The sequence below is a fragment of the Picosynechococcus sp. NKBG042902 genome (assembly GCF_963864045.1).
GTDB lineage: Bacteria > Cyanobacteriota > Cyanobacteriia > Cyanobacteriales > MRBY01 > MRBY01.
In genome coordinates this window covers 1-20,411 of record NZ_CAWLTV010000045.1, presented here as the reverse complement: position 1 = coordinate 20,411, position 20,411 = coordinate 1, and the positions used below count along the sequence as shown (strand labels likewise).

Genomic DNA, 20,411 nt, shown 5'->3' with positions numbered 1-20,411 from the left:
CCTAGGGAGTCTGCTAGGCTAAATCGAGCCTATTTTGTGACATAACCGATGAGTATCTCCCCAGAGTTGACGGCGGCGATCGCCCTTTTGCAGCAAAAAAGCTGTGTGACTACCCCCGTCCGAGAATCAGCAGCCGAACGGGAAACCCTCCGGCAAAATTTGCGTTTGGCTTGTCAGGCGGCGGACTGGGAAAATATTGGCATCTGCGCAGATAACGTTGCCGTCGCCACAACAACGGTGCAGCAGTATCTCCGGGGTTTAGGCTACGATGCGGCGATCGCCATTGATCCAGGCGAATGGGGCGATCGCCCAGTGTATTTAAAATTCAATACCCAAAAAATGAGCCATTACCTCGATGACTATGTGGGGCAGTATCGGGGCGTTTTAGTGGCGCTGCAATCCCCTGAACCGGAACTCGCTGGTACCTATGGCCATTTCCCCCTCGATCTGTTTGCGGGATAGTCTAGGATAGGAAAAAGATTTGTTGTGGTGGGGAGCATTAACCTTGAGAAACGGATTACAGAACGTTGTGCTGGCCAATAGTTTGGCGATCGCCTTTGCCCCTCTAGGTCTAGCCCAAACCCTCACCCCAGAGCAACTTGATTTGCCCCCAGAAACCTTTGACAATAGCCCCGTACTGCAACGATGGAGCGAAGAAGGGATTCCCGATGTGCTCCATAGCATTCGCCACGAACCGAGTTTTCAGACCCGCTGGCGGCTTGGGTATGCCCAATTTCCCAGCAATGATCACCAGGGGGGCATCAGTGTCGGCGTTGAAGATATTTTTGTAAAACCCGATTTTCCCCTGACCCTCAGTGCCGAAGGTCATACCCTGTTTAGTGGCGATCGCACCCAGGTGGCCGCCCGTGCCAACTATTATTTACTCCCCCTCGGCAACCGCTTTAATATTGCCCCTAGTCTCGGCTATCAATCCTTTTCTGGCCCAGATTACGAACGAGAAGGCCTAGAGGTGGGCGCCAAGTTGCAGCTTAATTTGTCGCGCTCTGGGGCCTCGAACATTAGCCTGAGTCAACAGTTTGTTAACTTAGCGACCCCAGAGGAAATGGGGATCACGACCCTAGGGGCCGGCTATGCCTTCACCTCCCACTGGCGGGCGGCGACGGAAATTCAAAAGCATAATTCGAGTGCGGCAAAGGAAAGTAAGGTGGGTTTTTTCCTGGAGTGGATGCCCTAGGCCACCGGGGGCCGTATCGTCACAAAAAAAGAGGGAAGCGTTGAATGCTTCCCCCATCAGCTGAGTCATAGACGGGTGATTATTCTTCTTCCCAATTTTCCGCAGCCGCGTCATCTGGGTCTGAATTGGTATTTTTGGCGATCGCCAGATCAATCTGTTGCCGATAATAATCGACACTCTTCACTTCCACATCGACGGTATTGCCGAGGCGATAGGCAGTGCGATTTTTCCGACCCACCAGACAACTGTGTCGGGCGCGATATTCATACCAGTCATCCTTGAGGGAACTGACATGGACAAGACCTTCCACGAGCAGATCCTCAATTTCCACAAAGAAACCATAGGACTGCACCCCAGTGATCAGCCCCTTAAAGGTATGCCCCGTGTGGGCCTTCATCTTTTCAGCCTTTTGGAGTCCCTGGAGATCCTTTTCGGCGTCATCGGCCACCTTCTCTTGGTCGTTGAGTTGCAAAATTAGGCTGGCAATGGTTTCTTCTAATTCCGTTTGGATCGGCGTTGGTAGCACTTTCCAGTTCACCTGGTTATGACAAGTGCTGCTGCCGAGGTTAACCCCGACCTTGACACGACTCGAACGGCGATCGCGCCCCTCAGAGAAAATGAGTTTTAAAATGCGCTGCATCACCAAGTCACCATAGCGTTGTCCCGGCGCACAGACACGACTATAACCGTCCCGGTAGGCCAAGCCAAAATGGGGGTGGGGATGGGCACCATAGCGGGGAACATCGAGGGTTTCCTGAAGTAGATAGTTCAGGATCTTTGTCATGTCTGTTTGGCTGAACTCTTGGATAAAGTGCTGATAATCGTGGGGTAACAGCTCCTCTTCCGATTCGAGCTTGAGCTTCAGGTTTAGATTATTGCCCAACTTAATGAGATTTTCGAGGCTCTCAAAATCAGGATTCGCTTGGTAGCAATAGATGGCTGGCAGTTCTAGGGCCAGCATATGTTGGGCCACCGCTCGACCCGCCAGGATCATTACCTCTGCCAAGAGAGACCGCACCGGCAAACTCGGTGAAACAATCATCGTCCCAAAACGCCCTTCATCTTTAAAAGCAGAAGTTACTTCGGGTAGAGAAATCTGGAAACCGCCCCGTTGCAGGCGCTGGGCTTTGACTAAAGGACTGAGGTTAAAAATTAAATCATTCAGCAGGGTTGCGACATCGGCCAGCTCAGCCTCTGCGGTTTCTCCACTACTGAGGAGATGCTGAATCTTTTGGTAACTTAGGCTCTGGTTAACGCGGATCACACTGGGGGTAATTTCAAATTCTGCCACGTTCCCCTGATCATCAAAGGTGAGGAGAATGGACATCGTCAGGCGATCGCCCCCAGGACGAAGCTCTACTTTCTCCTTAAATTCTGGCGGAAATAGCGGAATGGTCATTTGACCGAGAAATACTGCCGTGCCGTGTTTTTTCGCCCACCGATCCAAAACACCCTGGGCCGGAACGAATTCTGCCACATCCGCCAAATGAATGCCCAGTTGCCACTGGCCAGCTTCGGTTTTTTGGAGCGTAAATGCATTTTCAATAAAGGCTTGATTCTCCGGGGTGAGGTGAATTTCATCCTCGATGGTGATGGTTAATTGGTCGCGAAAATCCCGCCGCTTGGCGAGCATTTTTTTGGTTAGTTTTGTGGGAATGTCTTTAACGGCAGCCAAAACCTCCTCGGGAAATTGGCGCAGTAAATCATGTTTACAACAGACAATATCCGTGTCAGCGGCGGCCTCGGCATCACTCCCCAACACCTTGGTGACAGACCCCTGGGGGAGGTACTGGGCAATGGGATATTGCACCACCGAAACATGGACGAGGTGATCAATGGCCTGCTGGAGTCGATCCGTTTCGTCCTGGAGTTCAAGTTCAAACAAGAGGCGATCGTCAAGGGGCACTGCCCGGAAGCCTTCGTCTTTTTGGACCACCCGCGCTAGGAGGGAAGGATTGGCCCGTTCTAAAATTAAACGGACTACTCCCTCTGGCGATCGCCGCCGCGTTCCTTCTTTGATGATTTTGACTAAAACGCGATCGCCATTCCAAGCATTACTGAGATAACTTTCCCGGATATAAATATCATCAGCATCCTCAGAATCCTGGATCGCAAAACAAAAACCCTTACTCGAACACCGTAGCTTTGCCTCGACCACATCCGCTTCCGGCACCCGGCGGTATTTACCCCGTTCCTTCACCAAAATATTCGAGCGCTCTAGGGCATCAAGAATAATCTGGAGCTGTTCTGTATCTTCCTCAGAGCGACACTCTAATTTCTTTTCGAGGAATTTACCGGCAACCAATTTGTCATCTGTAAAGAAAGACAGCAGTGTGGCGATTGAAAAATCCATGCAAAACTATCCTTTTCGTTAGAAAGTAAAGTGAAACGACAACAGTCCACCAGAAAAGCAGTATCAGTCTGTTGTTTGTCGCTATCATTAAACCTAGACAGTCAACAGACCTGTATTTCTGATGGGAAACGCCACAAATTCCCCAGGAACCCCAAGGTTGACTGATCAAAACAATGCCCTTTCCGAAAGGATGGCCCGTTTCACAAAAGAAACAAAGCCTAATGGGGGCGAGGCCGATAACACCTCAGGAAATGACAAGTTCGCAAGTACACAGTCGAAAAACTTGAGCAAACATCGAACAGGGGAGCTCCCACACCAACCCTTCTAGAGGTCATTACGTTTAGGAAACGGCTATGGCGGGGACTTGGTTCTGAAACTGACCCAAAAAGACGTGTTTCAGGAAAAGAGCAGGGACTGCCTGTGGCTAAGCAAACCCGACGGAAAAACAAGCAATGTGATTAAAGGAGGATCGTCCGATACAATCGCGGCTGGGACAAGGGCAAAATCTAAATGACCAAGCCACTAGACGTATGTGTTGACTATCTTGTCACAATGCTTTTTCGATATTGTACCCTGTCAAGGGAATTCTCTCCATGGCCTCTAGGGAATTCACCACCAAATTGCCCTGAATCAGGAAGAATAAGGGTACAATTGCACTCAACTAATAAATTGAGTCAAATTTTTCCTATTGCGTTCCATGACACCAGAGATTTTTCGGCAGCGTTATCCCTACGGGGGCTTAATCAGTGAACTGGCAGCCATTGAACATGGCCAGTTTATTGTGCGGGTTGTGGTGGAATTGGAAGGGAAAAAACTCGCCAGTGGTTTGGCGGCAGCCCCCTCTGTGGAACAGGCGGAGGATCAAGCAAGAATCCGGGCGTTAAATCTTTTGGGATCTGGGGCAATTCCGGCACCAGCCCCCGCGAAGCAGACCATGCCCGTTCAATCTCCTCCAGCAGCCCCGGTCGTCTCTGCAAAACCAGCACCTGTCATGGCTACCTCCACACCAACGGTTGCAACCCCGACAAATCCAGTCTCAATACCGAGCCATCAAAATGATTTGCCCTTGCCATCTCCGGCGCCGGTCGTAGACCAGACTCCCGAAATCCCCCTAAATCAGCCCCAAGCGACACCTGATACGAGCTTAGATTTAGGGTCGGCAGGCAGCTCGACAGATGCGTTAGATTTTTCTGAGATTATTGCCCGCACCGATGTGGAACTCAAGCGCTTGCGCTGGTCTAGTGAGCAGGGCCGCACTTACTTGCTAGAAACCTATGGCAAGCGATCGCGCCAATTGTTATCCGATGATGAGTTGCTAGAATTTCTACGCTACCTGGAGTCTCAACCGACGCCCTCTTAATTTTTGGGCCTCGGCAGTTAGATACTCGTTTCGCACCTTAATGATCGTCTAGAGCGGCTTTTTGCTGCTTTCGCCTAATCTTCAAGCTATCCGGCAACGAGGTTTAAGAGCCCTTCAAATAAACCTTTCCCGTCTACTAAACCGAGACTGCCATCGGCGGCCCGTTCTGGGTGGGGCATCATTCCTAAAACATTGCCAGCTTGGTTGGTAATACCGGCGATGTTGTTGAGAGAACCGTTGGGATTGGCAGCCTCATTTACATTGCCTTGGGCATCACAGTAACGGAAGAGAACTTGACCTTTATCTTCGATCGCCTTGAGGGTTTCGGGGTCGGCATGGTAGCGTCCTTCTCCATGGGCGATGGGAATATTGATCACCTGGTTTTGGCGGTAACCCCTTGTCCAGACCCGATCATTGTTTTCAACCCGGAGATATTGGCGATCGCAAATGAAGTGCAGATCTCGGTTGCGCACCAAAGCCCCAGGCAGCAGACCCACTTCCGTCAACACCTGAAAGCCATTACAAACCCCCAGCACATATTTCCCTTGATTAGCATGGTCGATGACGCTCTGCATCACCGGAGAAAAGCGGGCGATCGCCCCACAGCGGAGATAATCCCCGTAGCTAAAGCCCCCAGGCACCGCAATCACATCGATGTCCGTAATATCTGTTTCCTGGTGCCAGACCATCCGTGTCGGCTGCCCAAAAATCCCTTCCGTCACCATTGCCATGTCACGGTCGCAGTTTGAGCCAGGGAAAACAATTACACCAAATTTCATCGTGTCGTTACCAATTAATTGAAAGATTGCAAGGGAAGATCGGGCAGAAATTTATCGTTATTTCAGGGGGGTGAGGTCGAAGCGATAATTTTCAATCACTGGGTTGGTAAGCAGTTGATCACACATTTGATCCACTTTCGCCTTGGCTTCTGCTTCGTCAGCGGCGGCAAGATTTAATTCGATATATTTCCCAATGCGTACCCCAGAGACGCCCCCATGGCCCAATTGACTTAGACCTGATTCGACAGCGGCACCAGCCGGATCAAGAACAGAGGGACGGAGAGTAACATAAACTTGTGCGTGGTACTGCATAGAACTCAAACTGTGAAGACGGTTTTTATTGTACGTTGCGGCGGACTTCTGGAAAACTGAAACGCGTCTCCCCGCAAAAATTCCCTGGCCCCCTAAAGGAAATAGCTATAGCCGAGGGCAAAAAGAAAGGTGAGCTGACCCGCCAAGAGGAAAAAATACAGGATAAAGCGGGGTTTGAAAATTGAGAGCATCAGGCCGACTGCTTTGATATCGATCATTGGCCCGAAAATCAAAAAGGCCAGCAGGGAACCTGTCGTGAAGGTGGAAGCAAAGGACAGGGCAAAGAAAGAATCTACCGTCGAACAGATGGAAACAATCGCCGCCAACAGCATCATCGCCACAATGGAGGTAATCGTCCCTTGGCCTAGACTCAAGACGACTTCCCTGGGCACAAAGACTTGGATCAACGCGGCGATCGCACTGCCGAAAATCAATACCGCCCCCAGTTCCCGCAATTCCACAGAAATATTGTTAATCAAGGCCCCAAAGAGGGTTTTAAAGCTCCGATCTTGGGTCGTCGCTGGTGCTGGCATTTGGGTCGCCACTGTTTCGAGGGGGACTGTCTGCTGGGCACCGAGGAAAAATGTCCCCGATTGGAGCAGAGGACTGGTGTTCGCTGCCTGGGCCTGGTTTTCGTTGACCTGCTGGACAAATTTTAAGCGTTGGGCCAGTTTCGGTTGGAGCAGCTTTTTGGGGTCTGATTCGACGCTAAACACTGTGCCGACGATGGTGGCGATCGCCAAGGAACCCAGCACCCGATAGAGGACGATTTCCGGTTGGCCCCGAAAGGCGATCCAAGTCGACCAAATTACCACCGGATTTAAGGTGGGGGCCGACAGCAAAAAACCTACCGCCACGGACGTGGGAATCCCCTGGAGCATAAAGCGACGGGCCACGGGCACATTGCCGCATTCACACACCGGAAACAAAAACCCGATGCAACTGCCCATAAAAGCCCCTAAAACTGGATTTTTCGGTAAACGCTGGATCAGTTGGCGTTCATCTACACACACCAACAGCACACTCGAAAGGATTACCCCCAGTAGCAGAAAGGGCATCGCCTCCACCAACAGGCTGACAAACAGGGTAAAGGCATTGTGTAATTGACTCATGGAGAAAAAATAACAGCGGGCACTAACTGAGGCGGTTTTCTGTCGGAATTTGTTCCGAAGTCGCAGTCGGAAATGTGACAATCACCGTGGTTCCTGTCCCTACAGTACTCTTAATCGTCACCGTCCCATTATAAATTTTTGCGATCCGTTCGGCGATCGCCAATCCGAGACCAGACCCCTGCTGCTCATACTGTTGACGGTCAAACTGCATATAGGCCCCCAAGGCCCGAATCTGCTCTGGGCTCATGCCACGACCATGGTCTTTGATCGCTAACTGCCATACATTGCCATTGATCCGACTTTTCAGCAGAATGCGTTTCTGGGTTTGGGAAGTGTGCTCCGAAAATTTAAACGCATTATCGACAATTTCCTGCACCAGGGTAACAAGCCACTTCTCTGAGATTGCAACCTTCGCCGCACATAACTCCAGCTTCAAGTCCTCTGGTCGCTGGTATTGTTTGGCAATTTGTCGGGCCAAAGTAGTGATGAGCGTGTCACTTTTCTCGGTGACAGGGCTATACCAGAGGTGAAAATCGTCGGGATCGTGGGTGGCTAAATCGAGCTTGGTGTATAGCAAGAACTTTTGGATTAAATTATGGAGGCGACTGGCTGAAATACGAATGCTCTCACTAATTTCTCGGATTTCTTGGCGGTCTAGGGTTTCCCAACATTCCCCCAGCAACTCCGCTGAGGTCATGATGCCTTGGAGGGGAGTGCGCAGCTCATGGGGAAGGGCCATGGTTAAATTGCGTCGCAGTTGCTCTAACTGTTGCGCTGAATGTTGGGCGAGACCCTGACGGCGACTGAGGCGTCCCCGGATCGCATTGAGCAGTTCCTGACGGGTAAAAGGCTTGGGAATGTAATCATCGGCCCCTAGATCCATCCCTTGGCGTTGGGCGGAACGGGAAGCGCGGGCTGACAGAAAAATAAACGGAATAGTGGTGGTGGTTGAGTTGCTATGGAGCGCTTTGAGGACACCATATCCGTCTAATCGCGGTAAATTTACGTCGCAAATAATGAGATCGGGGAGCTGCGCATAGGCCGTTTCTAAGCCGATTTGCCCATCGGTCGCTGTGATTACAGCAAACCCTTCGGCGGTTAGAATGTCCCGCAAAATATTTAAAACACTGAGTTCATCTTCAATGACTAAAATGGTCGCCACAAAGTGTAGAACCTCCATCGGATGAGCGTTGAGGGAAAAGGGTATGGCCTAGGGCCCACAGTCCCGCCCGGAGAGACATTAGGGACATGGGGTGGGCGACCTTACGCTGGGGTTGGGGGATGTTGTGATGGGAAATCTTAGGTTGGAGAACCACATCAGCAGCCCGTGGGGGGTGATTTTTCCCTATTATGATAAGTGCTTAAGCCTGCTTTTTTCTGGTGATTTCATGGTTAATTTGCAACAGTTGCCGCCGCTTTCTCATGCTTCTGAGGATCATTCTTTTGCTCGCCGTCACATTGGTCTTAGTGATGGGGCAATGGCAAAAATGCTGGCATTTTTAGGGTATGACGCGTTGGAAACCTTGATTGATCAAGCGGTTCCCGCCAAGATTCGCCAAAAATTAGCAATGAATTTACCCGCTGCGAAGGGGGAACAAGAGGCTTTACACACCCTGGCGGCGATCGCCAACCAAAATCAGGTTTACAAAAATTTCATCGGCATGGGCTATTACGACTGTGTGACCCCGCCCGTGATTCAGCGCAACATTTTAGAAAATCCGGGTTGGTACACGGCTTACACGCCCTATCAAGCGGAAATTGCCCAAGGTCGTCTAGAAGCGTTGTTAAATTTCCAGACGATGGTGATCGAGTTGACGGGGCTGGAGATTGCCAATGCGTCGTTGTTGGATGAGGGGACAGCGGCGGCGGAGGCGATGGCGATGAGCTATGGACTCTGTAAAAAGAAGCAGGTGAATACGTTTTTTGTGTCGGAATTGTGCCATCCGCAAACGATTGAGGTGGTGCGGACACGGGCGATTCCCCTAGACATTCAGGTGATCGTTGGTGATCATCGCACCTTTGAGATGACTGATGCTGTGTTTGGGGTGTTGTTGCAATATCCAGCGACGGACGGCGCAATTTTTGATTATCGGGCGTTTATTCAAAAAGCTCACGACCAAAAGGCGATCGCCACGGTGGCAGCGGATTTATTGAGTTTATGTGTCCTCACGCCACCGGGAGAAATGGGCGCAGACATTGCGGTGGGAACGAGTCAACGGTTTGGGGTTCCCCTCGGTTATGGTGGGCCTCACGCGGCTTATTTTGCGACGAAAGAAAAATATCAACGGCAAATTCCGGGGCGCATCGTCGGCGTCTCAAAGGATAGTCAGGGTCAACCCGCTTTACGGCTAGCATTGCAAACCCGTGAACAGCACATCCGACGGGACAAGGCGACCAGTAATATTTGTACGGCCCAGGTGCTGCTGGCAGTGATGGCTTCGATGTATGGGGTCTACCACGGGGCGGCTGGGTTGAAGGCGATCGCCACCCAAGTGCAGCAACACACGCAAATTCTGGCGACAGGCTTGGATAAACTCGGTTTTGCGGTGAATCGCGAACCCGTTTTTGACACCATTAAAGTTCAAACCACGGCAGAGCAAGCGCAAGCCATTCGCCAACGCGCCGAGGCACAGGGCTATAATTTCCGCTACTTTGCGGACGGTAATATCGGCATCAGTTGCGATGAAACCACGGTCGCCAGCGAGATTGAAACCATTTGGGCAATTTTTAGCGATGCCGAAATTCCCTTTACCTACGCCCAGCTCGCCCAGAATTTTACGCCGAACTTCCCTGAAACGCTCCGCCGTACCAGTGACTTTTTAACGGATCCCGTATTTAATCGCTATCGTTCCGAAACGGAGTTGCTACGCTATATTCACCACCTCCAGAGCAAAGATTTATCGCTGACCACCTCGATGATTCCGTTGGGTTCCTGCACGATGAAACTCAATGCCACAGCGGAAATGATGCCGGTCACTTGGGCGAGTTTTGGCAAGATGCATCCCTTTGCGCCCCGCAGCCAAACCAAGGGCTACCAGCAGATGTGCGACCAGTTAGAACATTGGCTCGCTGAAATTACGGGTTTTGCCGGAGTTTCTCTCCAACCCAATGCTGGCTCCCAAGGGGAATATGCAGGGTTACAGGTGATTCGTCAGTACCACATCAAAAACGGCGATCGCCAGCGGAATATTTGTCTGATTCCCGAATCCGCCCACGGCACAAACCCAGCCAGTGCAGTGATGTGTGGTTTTAAGGTGATCCCGATTAAATGTTGCAGTAGCCAAGGGGATATTGAACTAGAGGATCTCAAAGCTAAAGCCGAAAAATATAAAGAGAATCTCGCCGCGTTAATGGTCACCTATCCCTCGACCCACGGGGTTTTTGAGGTGGGGATCAGAGATATTTGTCAAATCGTCCATGACAACGGCGGCCAGGTGTACCTCGACGGCGCAAACATGAATGCGATGGTGGGCATTTGTCGGCCGGGGGATTTCGGTGCGGATGTTTGTCACCTGAATTTACATAAAACCTTCTGTATTCCCCACGGTGGCGGGGGGCCTGGGGTTGGCCCGATTGGTGTCGCCGCCCACCTCGTCCCCTATCTGCCCAAGACCAATTTAGACGGGAATACCGACAATATTGGCTTAATTTCGGCAGCTCCGTTTGGGAGTGCGAGTATTCTGCCGATCTCTTGGATGTACATCGCCATGATGGGAACAGCCGGTTTAACGAAAGCGACAAAAGCGGCAATCCTCAGTGCCAACTACATCGCCAAACGCTTGGATGACCATTATCCGGTGTTGTTTAAAGGAACCAATGGTTGCGTGGCCCATGAATGCATTATCGACCTGCGGGATCTGCGGAAATCGGCAGACATTACGGTGGAGGATGTGGCAAAACGTTTGATGGATTATGGTTTCCATGCGCCGACAATCTCTTGGCCTGTGGCGGGGACGATGATGATCGAACCCACTGAAAGTGAATCTTTAGAGGAGTTAGACCGTTTCTGTGAGGCGATGATTGCGATTCGGGAGGAAATTCGCCTGATTGAAGCGGGCAAAATTTCTAAGGAAGATAATCCGGTGAAAAATGCGCCCCATACGGCAGAGTCGGTTATTTGTGGCGAATGGAGTCATCCCTATTCCCGTGAGGTGGCGGCCTATCCTGCCTCTTGGTTGAAACAGCATAAGTTCTGGGCGACGGTGGGCCGGATTGATAATGCCTATGGGGACAGAAATTTGGTCTGCTCCTGTGAGGGGATGGAGGCATACAGAGAAGATTAACGCGATGATGATTGGGGTTGACGCTGGTGAACCCCTGCCATGATTAGGAGCGATCGCCTTTTGGATTGGATATTTACTCCCAAAATTAATGACACATCATATTTTCATCGCCGAAAAGATCACGATGGTCTGGTGTGAGATATCTATAAACTTCTAGAGAGAAAATTGGCGATCGCCTGATTAAAGGCTTCCGGTTCGACCATGTGGGCCCAGTGGTTGCCGGGGACTTTTTGCCATTGGAGATTCGTTAAATATTGACGGTAGGGCTTGAGCTGAAATTCGAGGCGATTTAACCCTCCCTCTGGCTGCACAAACAGGCTCGGCATTTCTAGGGGTTGTGTGAGGCCATTGACCCGGAGAATATCGAGGAAAATTTCATCGCAGGCGCGTTTCACAAATTTGCTTGTCCAGGTGCCGTCGGGATTTTCCAGAAAGCTTTCCCGACAAATCGCCTGTTGCCACTCGTTCCAGCCGCGATATTGCTTCAGTTTTTTGGCGATCGCCTCGGCCTGGTGATAGCTCTCGAACTGGCCTAAAAGTTTTAAAAAGGGAAGCACTCGGTAGCCAATGGGGAAAGTGTAACGCCACCAGAGGGGCAATTTTCCCATGAAAAAAGGATCAGCAAGAATGAGGCTTTTTACCTTGTCAGGATTTTGGGTTGCCCAAACAGCAGCAATTTTTGCCCCCCAACTGTGGCCGAGGAGATTCACCTTTGACCAGCCGAAATGCTGACAAATGCCGTCCAGATCAGCGTTGTAATCGGCGAAAGTATAACCCGTTTCCGGTTTGCCACTGTCCCCATGACCCCGCAGATCCAGGGCAACCACATGGTATTTTTTCCCCAGACTTTCCCCCAAGCTGGCCCACACCAAACCATGATCCGCAAGGCCATGGAGGAGCACAACGGGTTCACCACCCGGATGCCATTCGTAGTAGCTCAAGGGGAGGCCGTTAATTGCCGCAGTATGCTTCTTTGGGGGAATAAAAGTCATGGTAAAAAAGTCTAAGATTCTGCTTTGTCGTCGCTGTTATTGCGGGGAAAGCCACCAATCAGGCCACTTTCGATCATCAGCCCCAGGCCAGCATTAACGACAATTAGGCTCACAGTGCCCCACCAAAACCAGGGTTCCCCATTAATGCGACGGGTGATCGACTCCCCCAGGAGACAGAGGCCAAAGGGAAACATCAAAACCCCAATCTGGGCAGTAATGTACCAAGTCAATTTGTTTTTTCTGACATTAAAATTCATGGGCGATCGCCTTTGCTACGGTAAATTTTGCTCCAAAAATTATAAAGAGTTGTGGCCGTTCTCGCAGGAAACTTGCTCTCGATAGCGGCTATTCTGCATCGGGCTTGGGGAAACTATATACTGTTGAGTTGTCCGCCATCTCCCCAAATCTATGACTGCTGCGACTTTACCCCGGATCAAGTTTCTCCAGGAGCCGACCCGCCCGGAATGGATCGAACTCGCCCTCAATAATTTGGATACGATTTTGCTGGATCACTCCCACTGTGAACGGAAAGCGGCAGGGGTCGCCCTCAATATGATGTTCCGGTATCCGTCGGCGGTGGAACTGGTGAAAGCATTAACGGCGATCGCCAAGGAAGAATTAGAGCATTTCGAGCTGGTGAACCAGTGGCTAGAACGGAAAAATATTCCCCTCGCGCCGTTGAATGCGCCCCCCTATGGCGGCCAGTTGCGCAAATTGATCCGGCCCCAGGAACCGGAACGGCTGTTGGATTCGTTGTTAATTTCGGCCTTGATCGAAGCCCGCTCCCACGAACGTTTAGGACTTTTGGGAGAACATTGCCCGGAGCCGGATTTGGCGAAATTTTATCGGGGCTTAATGGCCTCGGAAGCGCGGCATTATGGGGCTTATTGGGTATTGGCAACGACCTATTACGAGCAAGATTTAGTCAATCAGCGGCTTGAAGAATTGGCGATCGCCGAAAGTGAAATTCTCTCGACCCTCCACCCGGAACCCCGAATCCATAGCTAGAATCAACGGCAACGGTATTTACCAAGGGAATTTGGCAGGATGGATCGGGATACAAAATTTATTTTGCTGGTTTTGGGCTTGCCCGTGGCGGGGCTGGTTTACTGTGGCCTCATTATTGCCCTAATGATCAGCCAGCCCTTTGTGCGGGCAAATTCCCTCTGGTTTGGCTTTTTATTTTTCTTGATCCCCTTTACCATTGCTGCTGTAACCTGGATTCGCGCTTCGGCGAAGGCCTACCGTAATTAAGCACTCCCAACCTATGACTTTCATTCCCGTAATTTTGGCTGGTGGTAAGGGCGAACGTTTTTGGCCCCTCAGTCGTCAAGACCGCCCGAAACAGTTCCTCAGCCTCGATGGGTCTGGGGTGAGTTTGCTCCAAGCGACGGCAAATCGTTTAGTTTCCCAGGACAATTGGACAGATCTCTGGGTGATTACGGCGGCGCAAGTTGCGGATCTGGTGCGGGAACAACTGCCCCAACTGCCCCAGCGTAATATTTTGGTAGAACCAGAACGACGGGATACGGCCGCGGCGATCGCCTGGACTTGTTTAGAGCTGGCGCAATACTACCCAGAGGATACGGTGGTGGCCTTTTTCCCGGCGGATCATTGGATTGGCGACCCAGATAAATTCCGGGCAACCCTCGACCAGGCGGCGAATTTTGTCAAAGATAAATTGGCGATCACCACCATCGGCATCAAACCGGACTATCCCGCCACAGGTTACGGCTATATCGAGCAGGGAGAAGCGGTTGAAACGGGCATTTTTAAGGTGAATCAGTTCTACGAAAAACCCGGTACGGCTGTGGCAAAATCCTTTTTAGAAACGGGCAAATTTAGCTGGAACAGTGGGATTTTCCTCTTTTCGATCCTCACGGTACTCCAGGAACTCGCCAGCTACGCCCCGGAAATTCTGGAACCGCTCCAAAATGAGGGGATCGACGCTTACAATAGCTTGCCGAAAATTAGTATCGACTACGCCCTGATGGAAAAAACGGCCCATGCCTATGTGTTGCCCGCAGAGTTCGGTTGGGATGATTTGGGGGATTGGCGATCGCTCGAAAGATTGTTACCCCCTGATGCGGTGACGAATGTTTGTGTGGGGAATCACCATGCCTTCGAGACAGAACGGGCGATTGTCTACAGTGATAATCCCGACGAAACGGTAGTAACCCTAGGAGTTGCGGACGTGGTGGTGGTGCGCCAGGGGGATGTGACTTTGATTGTGGATAAGCACCGCACCCAGGATATTAAAAAAATCCTCGGCTATCTCCCGAAAAATCTTTTGTAATGACTGGAGTCTGGCACTATATTCCGCCCATCGAAGCGTCTGGGGAAACCCAAATGGCGATCGATGCCTGGCTTTTGGATCAGCATCTCCAGGGCAAAATCCCCTCCGTACTGCGATTTTATACCTGGGAACCGGTGGCGATTTCCCTGGGCTACCATCAGCGAAAATATCCTGATTTTTGGAATGATTTGACCTACCAAGGCAAAAAAATTGAGCTGGTGCGGCGTCCGAGCGGTGGGCGAGCGGTACTCCATCAGGGAGACCTCACCTACGCGATTATTACGTCTGGGTTAAAAGGCGATCGCCAAACAAACTACGAAACCCTCTGCCAATTTCTCATCGCTGGGTTTGGGGAATTGGGAATTCCTTTAAGTTATGGCCACCAGCAACGAAATTACGGGCATTTTGATAGCTGTTTTCGCACCCATACCAAGGCAGATTTGGTAACGGAATCTGGTTATAAACTGATTGGATCAGCGCAATTGCGTCGCCAAGGGGCAATTTTGCAGCACGGTTCGATTCGTCTAAATTCCGATCCAGAACTATATGAAAAAGTTTTTGGCGAGCCTCTAATCCCCGGTCTTACGTTTGTGGCCGATGACATCCAAAACATGATCAATACCCTCTGCCAGCAACTACAACTCAGCCTTAATCTCCGCCTTGTTGAAACTGACTTTATCCCCCAACTTGCGATGACGGATTCCCTGTAGATTGAGACTTGTACAATGGAATGGTTTGAATTTTCTAAACTTCGGGGCGGCCCATGTTTTCCCAGTTACCCACCGACAACCGCGAATTAAATTGGTTTACCCTCACGGAGGCGATCGCCAAACGTTTTGATGCAGAATATCAAAACCAAAAGCCCGATCTCCCCGACGAAGTACAAGCCCTGCCCATTTTTCTTGACTGGCAATCCGGTAAGCTCCAGAATCGCGTTACCTCGAAGTTTTGGGAACTGGCCCAACCGAAAAAAACCAAGCTTGCCTCGATCTCGGTTGCGGAATCAGCTTTTTGATCTATCCTTGGCGCGATTGGAATGCCTATTTTTATGGCCAAGACATCAGTAAAGTTGCCACAGAAATCCTCCAATCCCGCGCCCCCCAGCTCAATTCCAAACTGTTTAAAGGCATCTCGAACAAACCCGCCCATCACCTCGAAAGCTATCAGGACAGTTTTTTCGATTTGGCGATCGCCACCGGATTTAGCTGTTACTATCCCTTAGAATATTGGGAAACCGTGTTAGAACAAGTCCGGCGCATCCTCAAACCAGGGGGCTTTTTTGTCTTTGATGTGATCGACCCAAGCCAAGACATGGCTGAAGACTGGTCAATCCTGGAAACTTATCTGGGCGCGGAAGTATTCCTCGAAGACCTAAGCGACTGGCAAGGCCTGATCAAAAAATCCGGCGCAAAAATCGTCAAAGAACAATCGGGCGAACTGTTTCACCTCTATAAAATTCGCTGGTAAAGCTATTCTTCTGATTGGATGTTGGCGGTTTGTCAGGTCAGTGAGAAGATAAAAAGCGTGGCTTATCAAGGACTGTGGGAAATGTTTAAGCGGATTATTCTCCTCGTTGTTTTGGCATTGGGCCTGTGGAGTTGTGGCGATCGCCTCGATGCCCGCCTCGCCAGTGATCTCAATCGCGAACCGACGCCCGTCACCACCCAAGCCCTCACAGAAGTGGCGACGCCCAGCCTCATTACCGAACTGCGCCAAGAATTAGACCAGTACCAACCCCAGGTCAAAATTCTCAGTCCCCGTCCCGACGAAACCTTTAACAGCACCACCATCGACGTCCAACTCCAGGTCAATGACCTACCCATTTTCAAAGACGAAGAACTAGGCATGGGGCCGCACATTCACCTCTTTGTCGATGACCAGCCCTACATTGCCGTCTACGACACCAGCAAACCCGTCACCCTCGAAAACCTCAGTCCCGGTAGCCACCTGATCCGCGCCTTTGCTTCCCGTCCTTGGCACGAAAGCTTTAAAAACGAAGGTGCCTACGCCGAAACCACTTTTAATATTTTCACCAAAAGTAATAACAATATTCCTGATTTCCAACAGCCCCTCCTCACCTATAGCCGCCCCCAGGGAACCTATGGTGCTGAGCCGATCATGTTGGATTTTTATCTGACCAATGCCCCACTGCACTTCATTGCCCAGGCCGACAATAGTGATGATGTGAATGACTGGCGTATCCGGATCACCATCAATGGTGAGAGCTTTATTCTCGATGACTGGCATCCCATTTACCTCGAAGGCTTCAAGAAAGGCGAAAACTGGCTCAAGCTAGAATTTATCGATGACCAAGGGGAACTGTTAGAAAATACCTACAATAGCCCTGTCCGCGTTATCAACTACGATCCGAAGCTCAACGACACCCTCGCCAAGCTCGTCCAAAACAAACTCTCCCTCAGAACCGCGAAACGCCTCGTCACCACCAAACCTCTTGCGCCCGAAGTCGAAACGGCTGCCCCAGAAGAAACATTAGAGCCAGCACCAACCGTTGTTCCGGAAGTTGATGAAGCGACGCCACCAGCAGAAACAGAAATGACCCCTGCTCCAGAAGAAACCTTGCCAACCTTAGAAGAAGAGGTAGCACCAGAAGCAGAATCCAGCCCTTCTCCTGATCTCCCTGAGGCAATGCCAACCGAAGAAGAACCCGCTGCGACCGTTGAGGAGGCAAGCCCGAATCAATCTGAGTCATCTTTGGAAGTTAAGCAACCCGATCTTCCGCCAGAGATTGATGAAGAAGTCGCTCCCACCACAAACACTCCAGAAGTTGAAGACCCGCAACCAACCGCACCGGAATCAGAAGTAGAACCAGAAACATCGTCTCCCCCAGCAACCGCTGAAAGTGCTCCTGAGCCAGAGGTTGAGCCACGCCCCACTGTGCCAGAGTCGGATATTTCCCCAGAGACAGATCCCCTAGAACAAGGCACAGATGATCTAGAGTCTCCGAAAATTCAGTTGTTCCCGGAGTAACCTAGAGGCGATCTTGATCATCATTGATACTTAAACGATGACGAAAAAAATTGCATTTCTCGGTATGGGGGTCATGGGGGCACCGATGAGCCTCAACCTCCAGAAAAAAGGTTACCAAGTCACTGTGTGGAACCGTGCCGCTGCCAGTCCCCACTTAGCTAGGGTCGCTGCCGCTGGTTTGTCTGTTGCGCCGGCGATCGCCACTGCGGTACAGGATGCAGATTACATTTTTAGTTGTGTGAGCGATGTCCCCGACGTGAAATCGGTTCTCTTAGGAGAAGAAGGGGTAATCCACGACGCAAAACCCAATGCCCTAATCATTGATTTCAGCACCATTGGAAAACCGGCGGCCCAGGAAATTGCCAAAAACCCTCAAAACAAAAAATCTCCGGTTCCTCGATGCCCCCATCAGTGGCGGAGATGTTGGCGCAGAAAATGGCACCTTGACGATTATGGTCGGAGGCGATCGCCCGGATTTTGACGAAGCCAAACCCTACCTAAAAGCCATGGGAAAAAATATTTACTACTGCGGGGAGATAGGTAGCGGCCAGGCTGTGAAAATGTGCAATCAAGTCCTCTGTGCAATCCACATGGTGGCCCTCTGTGAAGCGATTCAGTTGGCTCAATCCCAAGGCCTTGACCCAGATTTAATGATCGAAGTTTGTCAGACTGGGGCGGCTGGTTCCTGGGCGATCGCCAACCTCGGTCACAAAATTACCGCCAGGGATTTTCGACCGGGCTTTATGGTCAAACACATCATCAAAGACCTCCGCCTAGTCAATGAAAGTCTCTCAGACTTGGAATTACCCGGTGTAACTTTAGCAACCCAAAAATTTAAAGACACCGCCCAGTTAGCTGATGCCCTCGAACAAGGCACCCAAGCCATGTTCCGCTCGTATTGATTCTTCTAAAGCTGGTATGCCCCAAGCAAAAAACTCCTACCCTAGGGCAGGAGTTTTTATTCATGAAACTCAGTAACTAAACTGACGCCTCAACAGATTCTTAGTCGAGTTCGTTCATGTTCAGTACGGGCTCAGTCTCACGGTCAATCCCTTTCTCGAAACCAGCCTCAGCCGCCCGTGCACGACCAGCATGCCACAGGTGACCAACGAGGAAGAAGAAGGAAAGAACAAAGTGAGAACCAGCCAACCACTGACGAAGGTTCACAAAGTTGAAGGAGTTAGGCTCCGTAATAATCCCACCAACAGAGTTAATGGAAGCATTAGGGGCGTGGGTCATGTATTCAGCCGCACGACGAAGCTGCCAAGGCTGAATGTCATTGCGGATTTTGTCGAGGTCAAGACCATTGGGGCCACGGAGGGGCTCCAACCAAGGACCACGGAAATCCCAGAAGCGCATGGTTTCACCACCGAGGATAATTTCACCGGTAGGAGAACGCATCAAGTACTTACCAAGACCAGTGGGACCTTGGGCAGAACCAACGTTCGCACCCATAGATTGGTCACGAGCCAAGAAGATCAAAGCCTGGGACTGGGACGCTTCAGCGTTAGTCGGGCCATAAAATTCACTGGGGTAAGCAGTATTGTTGAACCACACAAAGCAAGTCGCGATGAAGGCCATCAAAGACAGCGCACCGAGACTGTAGGAAAGATAAGCTTCACCAGACCAAACGAGCGCACGACGGGCCCAACCGAAAGGTTTGGTGAGAATGTGCCAGATACCACCAAAGATACAAATCAGACCCACATAGATGTGGCCACCGATAATATCTTCCATGTTGTTGACACCGATCATCCAGCCTTCGCCACCGAAGGGTGCTTTGAACAGATAACCAAAGATTACTGCCGGGTTCAAAGTTGGATTACTGATGATACGCACGTCGCCACCACCAGGGGCCCAGGTGTCGTATACACCACCAAAGAACATCGCTTTGAAGACAAGTAGCAACGCACCACAACCCAGGAGGATGAGGTGATAACCAATGATGTTGGTCATTTGGTTCTTGTCTTTCCAGTCATAACCAAAGAAGCTGGAATATTCTTCGAGGGTTTCAGGGCCACGGACAGCATGGTAGATACCACCCAGACCGAGAACCGCAGAAGAGATCAGGTGTAATACACCAACGACAAAGTAGGGGAAAGTATCAATAACTTCACCACCAGGGCCGACACCCCAACCAAGGGTTGCGAGGTGAGGCATCAGGATGAAACCCTGCTCGTGCATGGGCTTCTCTGCGACAAAGTGAGCGACTTCAAACAAAGTCATCGCACCAGTCCAGAATACGATAAGGCCAGCATGGGCAACGTGGGCACCCAAGAGCTTACCGGAGAGATTGATCAGGCGGGCATTACCAGCCCACCACGCAAAGCCGGTCGATTCGATATCACGACCACCGGAAATGGGCGCATTAGAGAGCGTTACCACGGGGTAATACCTCCTCAGGGAATACAAATTGTTCGTGAATTTGGTCTTGCGGTGCCATCCATGCACGCATACCTTCGTTCAACAGAATATTCTTCGTGTAGAACGTTTCAAATTCGGGGTCTTCCGCCGCGCGGATTTCCTGGGATACAAAGTCATAGGCACGCAGGTTCAATGCTAAACCCACAATCCCCACAGAACTCATCCATAGCCCAGTCACCGGCACAAACAGCATGAAAAAGTGCAACCAACGCTTGTTGGAAAACGCAATCCCGAAAATCTGAGACCAGAAACGGTTTGCGGTCACCATCGAGTAGGTTTCTTCTGCCTGGGTCGGCTCAAAAGCGCGGAAGGTATTC

General features: G+C 50.8%; 19 protein-coding genes and 2 pseudogenes. 12 read left to right on the top strand and 9 right to left on the bottom strand.

Annotated features, from left to right (window positions below):
- Positions 1–48: 48 nt before the first annotated feature.
- Together AACR41_RS01300 and AACR41_RS01295 are read left to right on the top strand one after the other, a co-directional pair.
- A complete protein-coding gene (locus AACR41_RS01300; protein WP_030008158.1) occupies positions 49–462 on the top strand; it encodes a DUF1824 family protein in 414 nt (137 codons plus the stop codon).
- Positions 463–505: 43 nt separating this feature from the next.
- On the top strand, positions 506–1,195 hold the full coding sequence (locus AACR41_RS01295; protein ID WP_223209974.1) for a hypothetical protein: 690 nt from the start codon (positions 506–508) through the stop codon (positions 1,193–1,195).
- 79 nt (positions 1,196–1,274) lie between these two features.
- On the opposite strand, the gene AACR41_RS01290 is transcribed toward AACR41_RS01295, so the two are convergent.
- The gene (locus tag AACR41_RS01290) at positions 1,275–3,548 is read right to left on the bottom strand and encodes a ribonuclease R family protein (RefSeq protein WP_030008156.1); all 2,274 of its coding nucleotides are present in this window, start codon (positions 3,546–3,548) and stop codon (positions 1,275–1,277) included.
- A gap of 697 nt (positions 3,549–4,245) precedes the next feature.
- Here AACR41_RS01290 and AACR41_RS01285 point away from each other — a divergent pair.
- Entirely contained in the window at positions 4,246–4,908 is a 663-nt protein-coding gene (locus AACR41_RS01285; protein WP_030008155.1) for a hypothetical protein, read from the top strand.
- Between the two features lie 86 nt (positions 4,909–4,994).
- Here the strand turns inward: AACR41_RS01285 and purQ are convergent, their stop codons facing one another.
- The 4 genes from purQ to AACR41_RS01265 all read right to left on the bottom strand — a co-directional run bounded on the left by purQ (position 4,995) and on the right by AACR41_RS01265 (position 8,273).
- Positions 4,995–5,687, bottom strand: a complete 693-nt coding sequence (gene purQ / locus AACR41_RS01280; RefSeq protein WP_030008154.1) for a phosphoribosylformylglycinamidine synthase subunit PurQ — start codon at positions 5,685–5,687, stop codon at positions 4,995–4,997.
- A 57-nt stretch (positions 5,688–5,744) separates the two neighbouring features.
- Positions 5,745–5,999 (bottom strand): phosphoribosylformylglycinamidine synthase subunit PurS, encoded by a 255-nt coding sequence (gene purS / locus AACR41_RS01275; protein WP_012307160.1) that lies wholly within the window; start codon positions 5,997–5,999, stop codon positions 5,745–5,747.
- Positions 6,000–6,091: 92 nt separating this feature from the next.
- Complete coding sequence (locus AACR41_RS01270; protein ID WP_030008153.1) at positions 6,092–7,111, bottom strand: permease; 1,020 nt, start codon at positions 7,109–7,111, stop codon at positions 6,092–6,094.
- 22 nt (positions 7,112–7,133) lie between these two features.
- Entirely contained in the window at positions 7,134–8,273 is a 1,140-nt protein-coding gene (locus tag AACR41_RS01265; protein ID WP_161768750.1) for a hybrid sensor histidine kinase/response regulator, read from the bottom strand.
- A 226-nt stretch (positions 8,274–8,499) separates the two neighbouring features.
- Here AACR41_RS01265 and gcvP point away from each other — a divergent pair, with 226 nt between their 5' ends.
- Positions 8,500–11,394: an aminomethyl-transferring glycine dehydrogenase gene (gene gcvP, locus AACR41_RS01260; protein WP_030008151.1), complete on the top strand. Its 2,895-nt coding sequence runs from the start codon at positions 8,500–8,502 to the stop codon at positions 11,392–11,394.
- Positions 11,395–11,537: 143 nt separating this feature from the next.
- Here the strand turns inward: gcvP and AACR41_RS01255 are convergent, their stop codons facing one another.
- Both AACR41_RS01255 and AACR41_RS01250 read right to left on the bottom strand, forming a co-directional pair.
- Positions 11,538–12,386, bottom strand: coding sequence for an alpha/beta fold hydrolase (locus tag AACR41_RS01255; RefSeq protein ID WP_030008150.1), 849 nt, complete (start codon positions 12,384–12,386; stop codon positions 11,538–11,540).
- 11 nt (positions 12,387–12,397) lie between these two features.
- Complete coding sequence (locus AACR41_RS01250) at positions 12,398–12,643, bottom strand: hypothetical protein (protein WP_012307165.1); 246 nt, start codon at positions 12,641–12,643, stop codon at positions 12,398–12,400.
- 151 nt (positions 12,644–12,794) lie between these two features.
- On the opposite strand from AACR41_RS01250, the gene AACR41_RS01245 reads away from it, so the two are divergent.
- The 8 genes and pseudogenes from AACR41_RS01245 (at position 12,795) to AACR41_RS01210 (ending at position 18,572) form a co-directional block, all read left to right on the top strand.
- Positions 12,795–13,394 (top strand): tRNA-(ms[2]io[6]A)-hydroxylase, encoded by a 600-nt coding sequence (locus AACR41_RS01245; RefSeq protein WP_030008149.1) that lies wholly within the window; start codon positions 12,795–12,797, stop codon positions 13,392–13,394.
- A 39-nt stretch (positions 13,395–13,433) separates the two neighbouring features.
- Positions 13,434–13,640 (top strand): hypothetical protein, encoded by a 207-nt coding sequence (locus AACR41_RS01240; protein ID WP_012307167.1) that lies wholly within the window; start codon positions 13,434–13,436, stop codon positions 13,638–13,640.
- Between the two features lie 13 nt (positions 13,641–13,653).
- Complete coding sequence (locus AACR41_RS01235) at positions 13,654–14,682, top strand: mannose-1-phosphate guanylyltransferase (RefSeq protein ID WP_030008148.1); 1,029 nt, start codon at positions 13,654–13,656, stop codon at positions 14,680–14,682.
- Positions 14,682–15,392 carry a lipoate--protein ligase family protein gene (locus AACR41_RS01230; RefSeq protein WP_045442545.1) on the top strand — a complete coding sequence of 237 codons (711 nt, stop codon included), beginning with the start codon at positions 14,682–14,684 and terminating at the stop codon, positions 15,390–15,392. The genes AACR41_RS01235 and AACR41_RS01230 overlap by 1 nt, the downstream gene beginning before the upstream one ends.
- A 53-nt stretch (positions 15,393–15,445) precedes the next feature.
- Positions 15,446–15,697, top strand: coding sequence for a hypothetical protein (locus tag AACR41_RS01225; RefSeq protein ID WP_228657546.1), 252 nt, complete (start codon positions 15,446–15,448; stop codon positions 15,695–15,697).
- Positions 15,694–16,149: a methyltransferase domain-containing protein gene (locus tag AACR41_RS01220; RefSeq protein ID WP_229364904.1), complete on the top strand. Its 456-nt coding sequence runs from the start codon at positions 15,694–15,696 to the stop codon at positions 16,147–16,149. The genes AACR41_RS01225 and AACR41_RS01220 overlap by 4 nt, the downstream gene beginning before the upstream one ends.
- A 57-nt stretch (positions 16,150–16,206) precedes the next feature.
- Complete coding sequence (locus AACR41_RS01215) at positions 16,207–17,670, top strand: hypothetical protein (RefSeq protein ID WP_223209973.1); 1,464 nt, start codon at positions 16,207–16,209, stop codon at positions 17,668–17,670.
- 37 nt (positions 17,671–17,707) lie between these two features.
- Positions 17,708–18,572: pseudogene (locus tag AACR41_RS01210) on the top strand (NAD(P)-dependent oxidoreductase).
- 100 nt (positions 18,573–18,672) lie between these two features.
- Here AACR41_RS01210 and psbC read toward each other — a convergent pair.
- Together psbC and AACR41_RS01200 are read right to left on the bottom strand one after the other, a co-directional pair.
- Positions 18,673–20,055, bottom strand: coding sequence for a photosystem II reaction center protein CP43 (psbC, locus tag AACR41_RS01205; protein ID WP_030008145.1), 1,383 nt, complete (start codon positions 20,053–20,055; stop codon positions 18,673–18,675).
- Positions 20,039–20,411 (bottom strand): annotated as a pseudogene (locus tag AACR41_RS01200) (photosystem II D2 protein (photosystem q(a) protein)); the annotation flags it as partial. The gene psbC and the pseudogene AACR41_RS01200, both read right to left, overlap by 17 nt.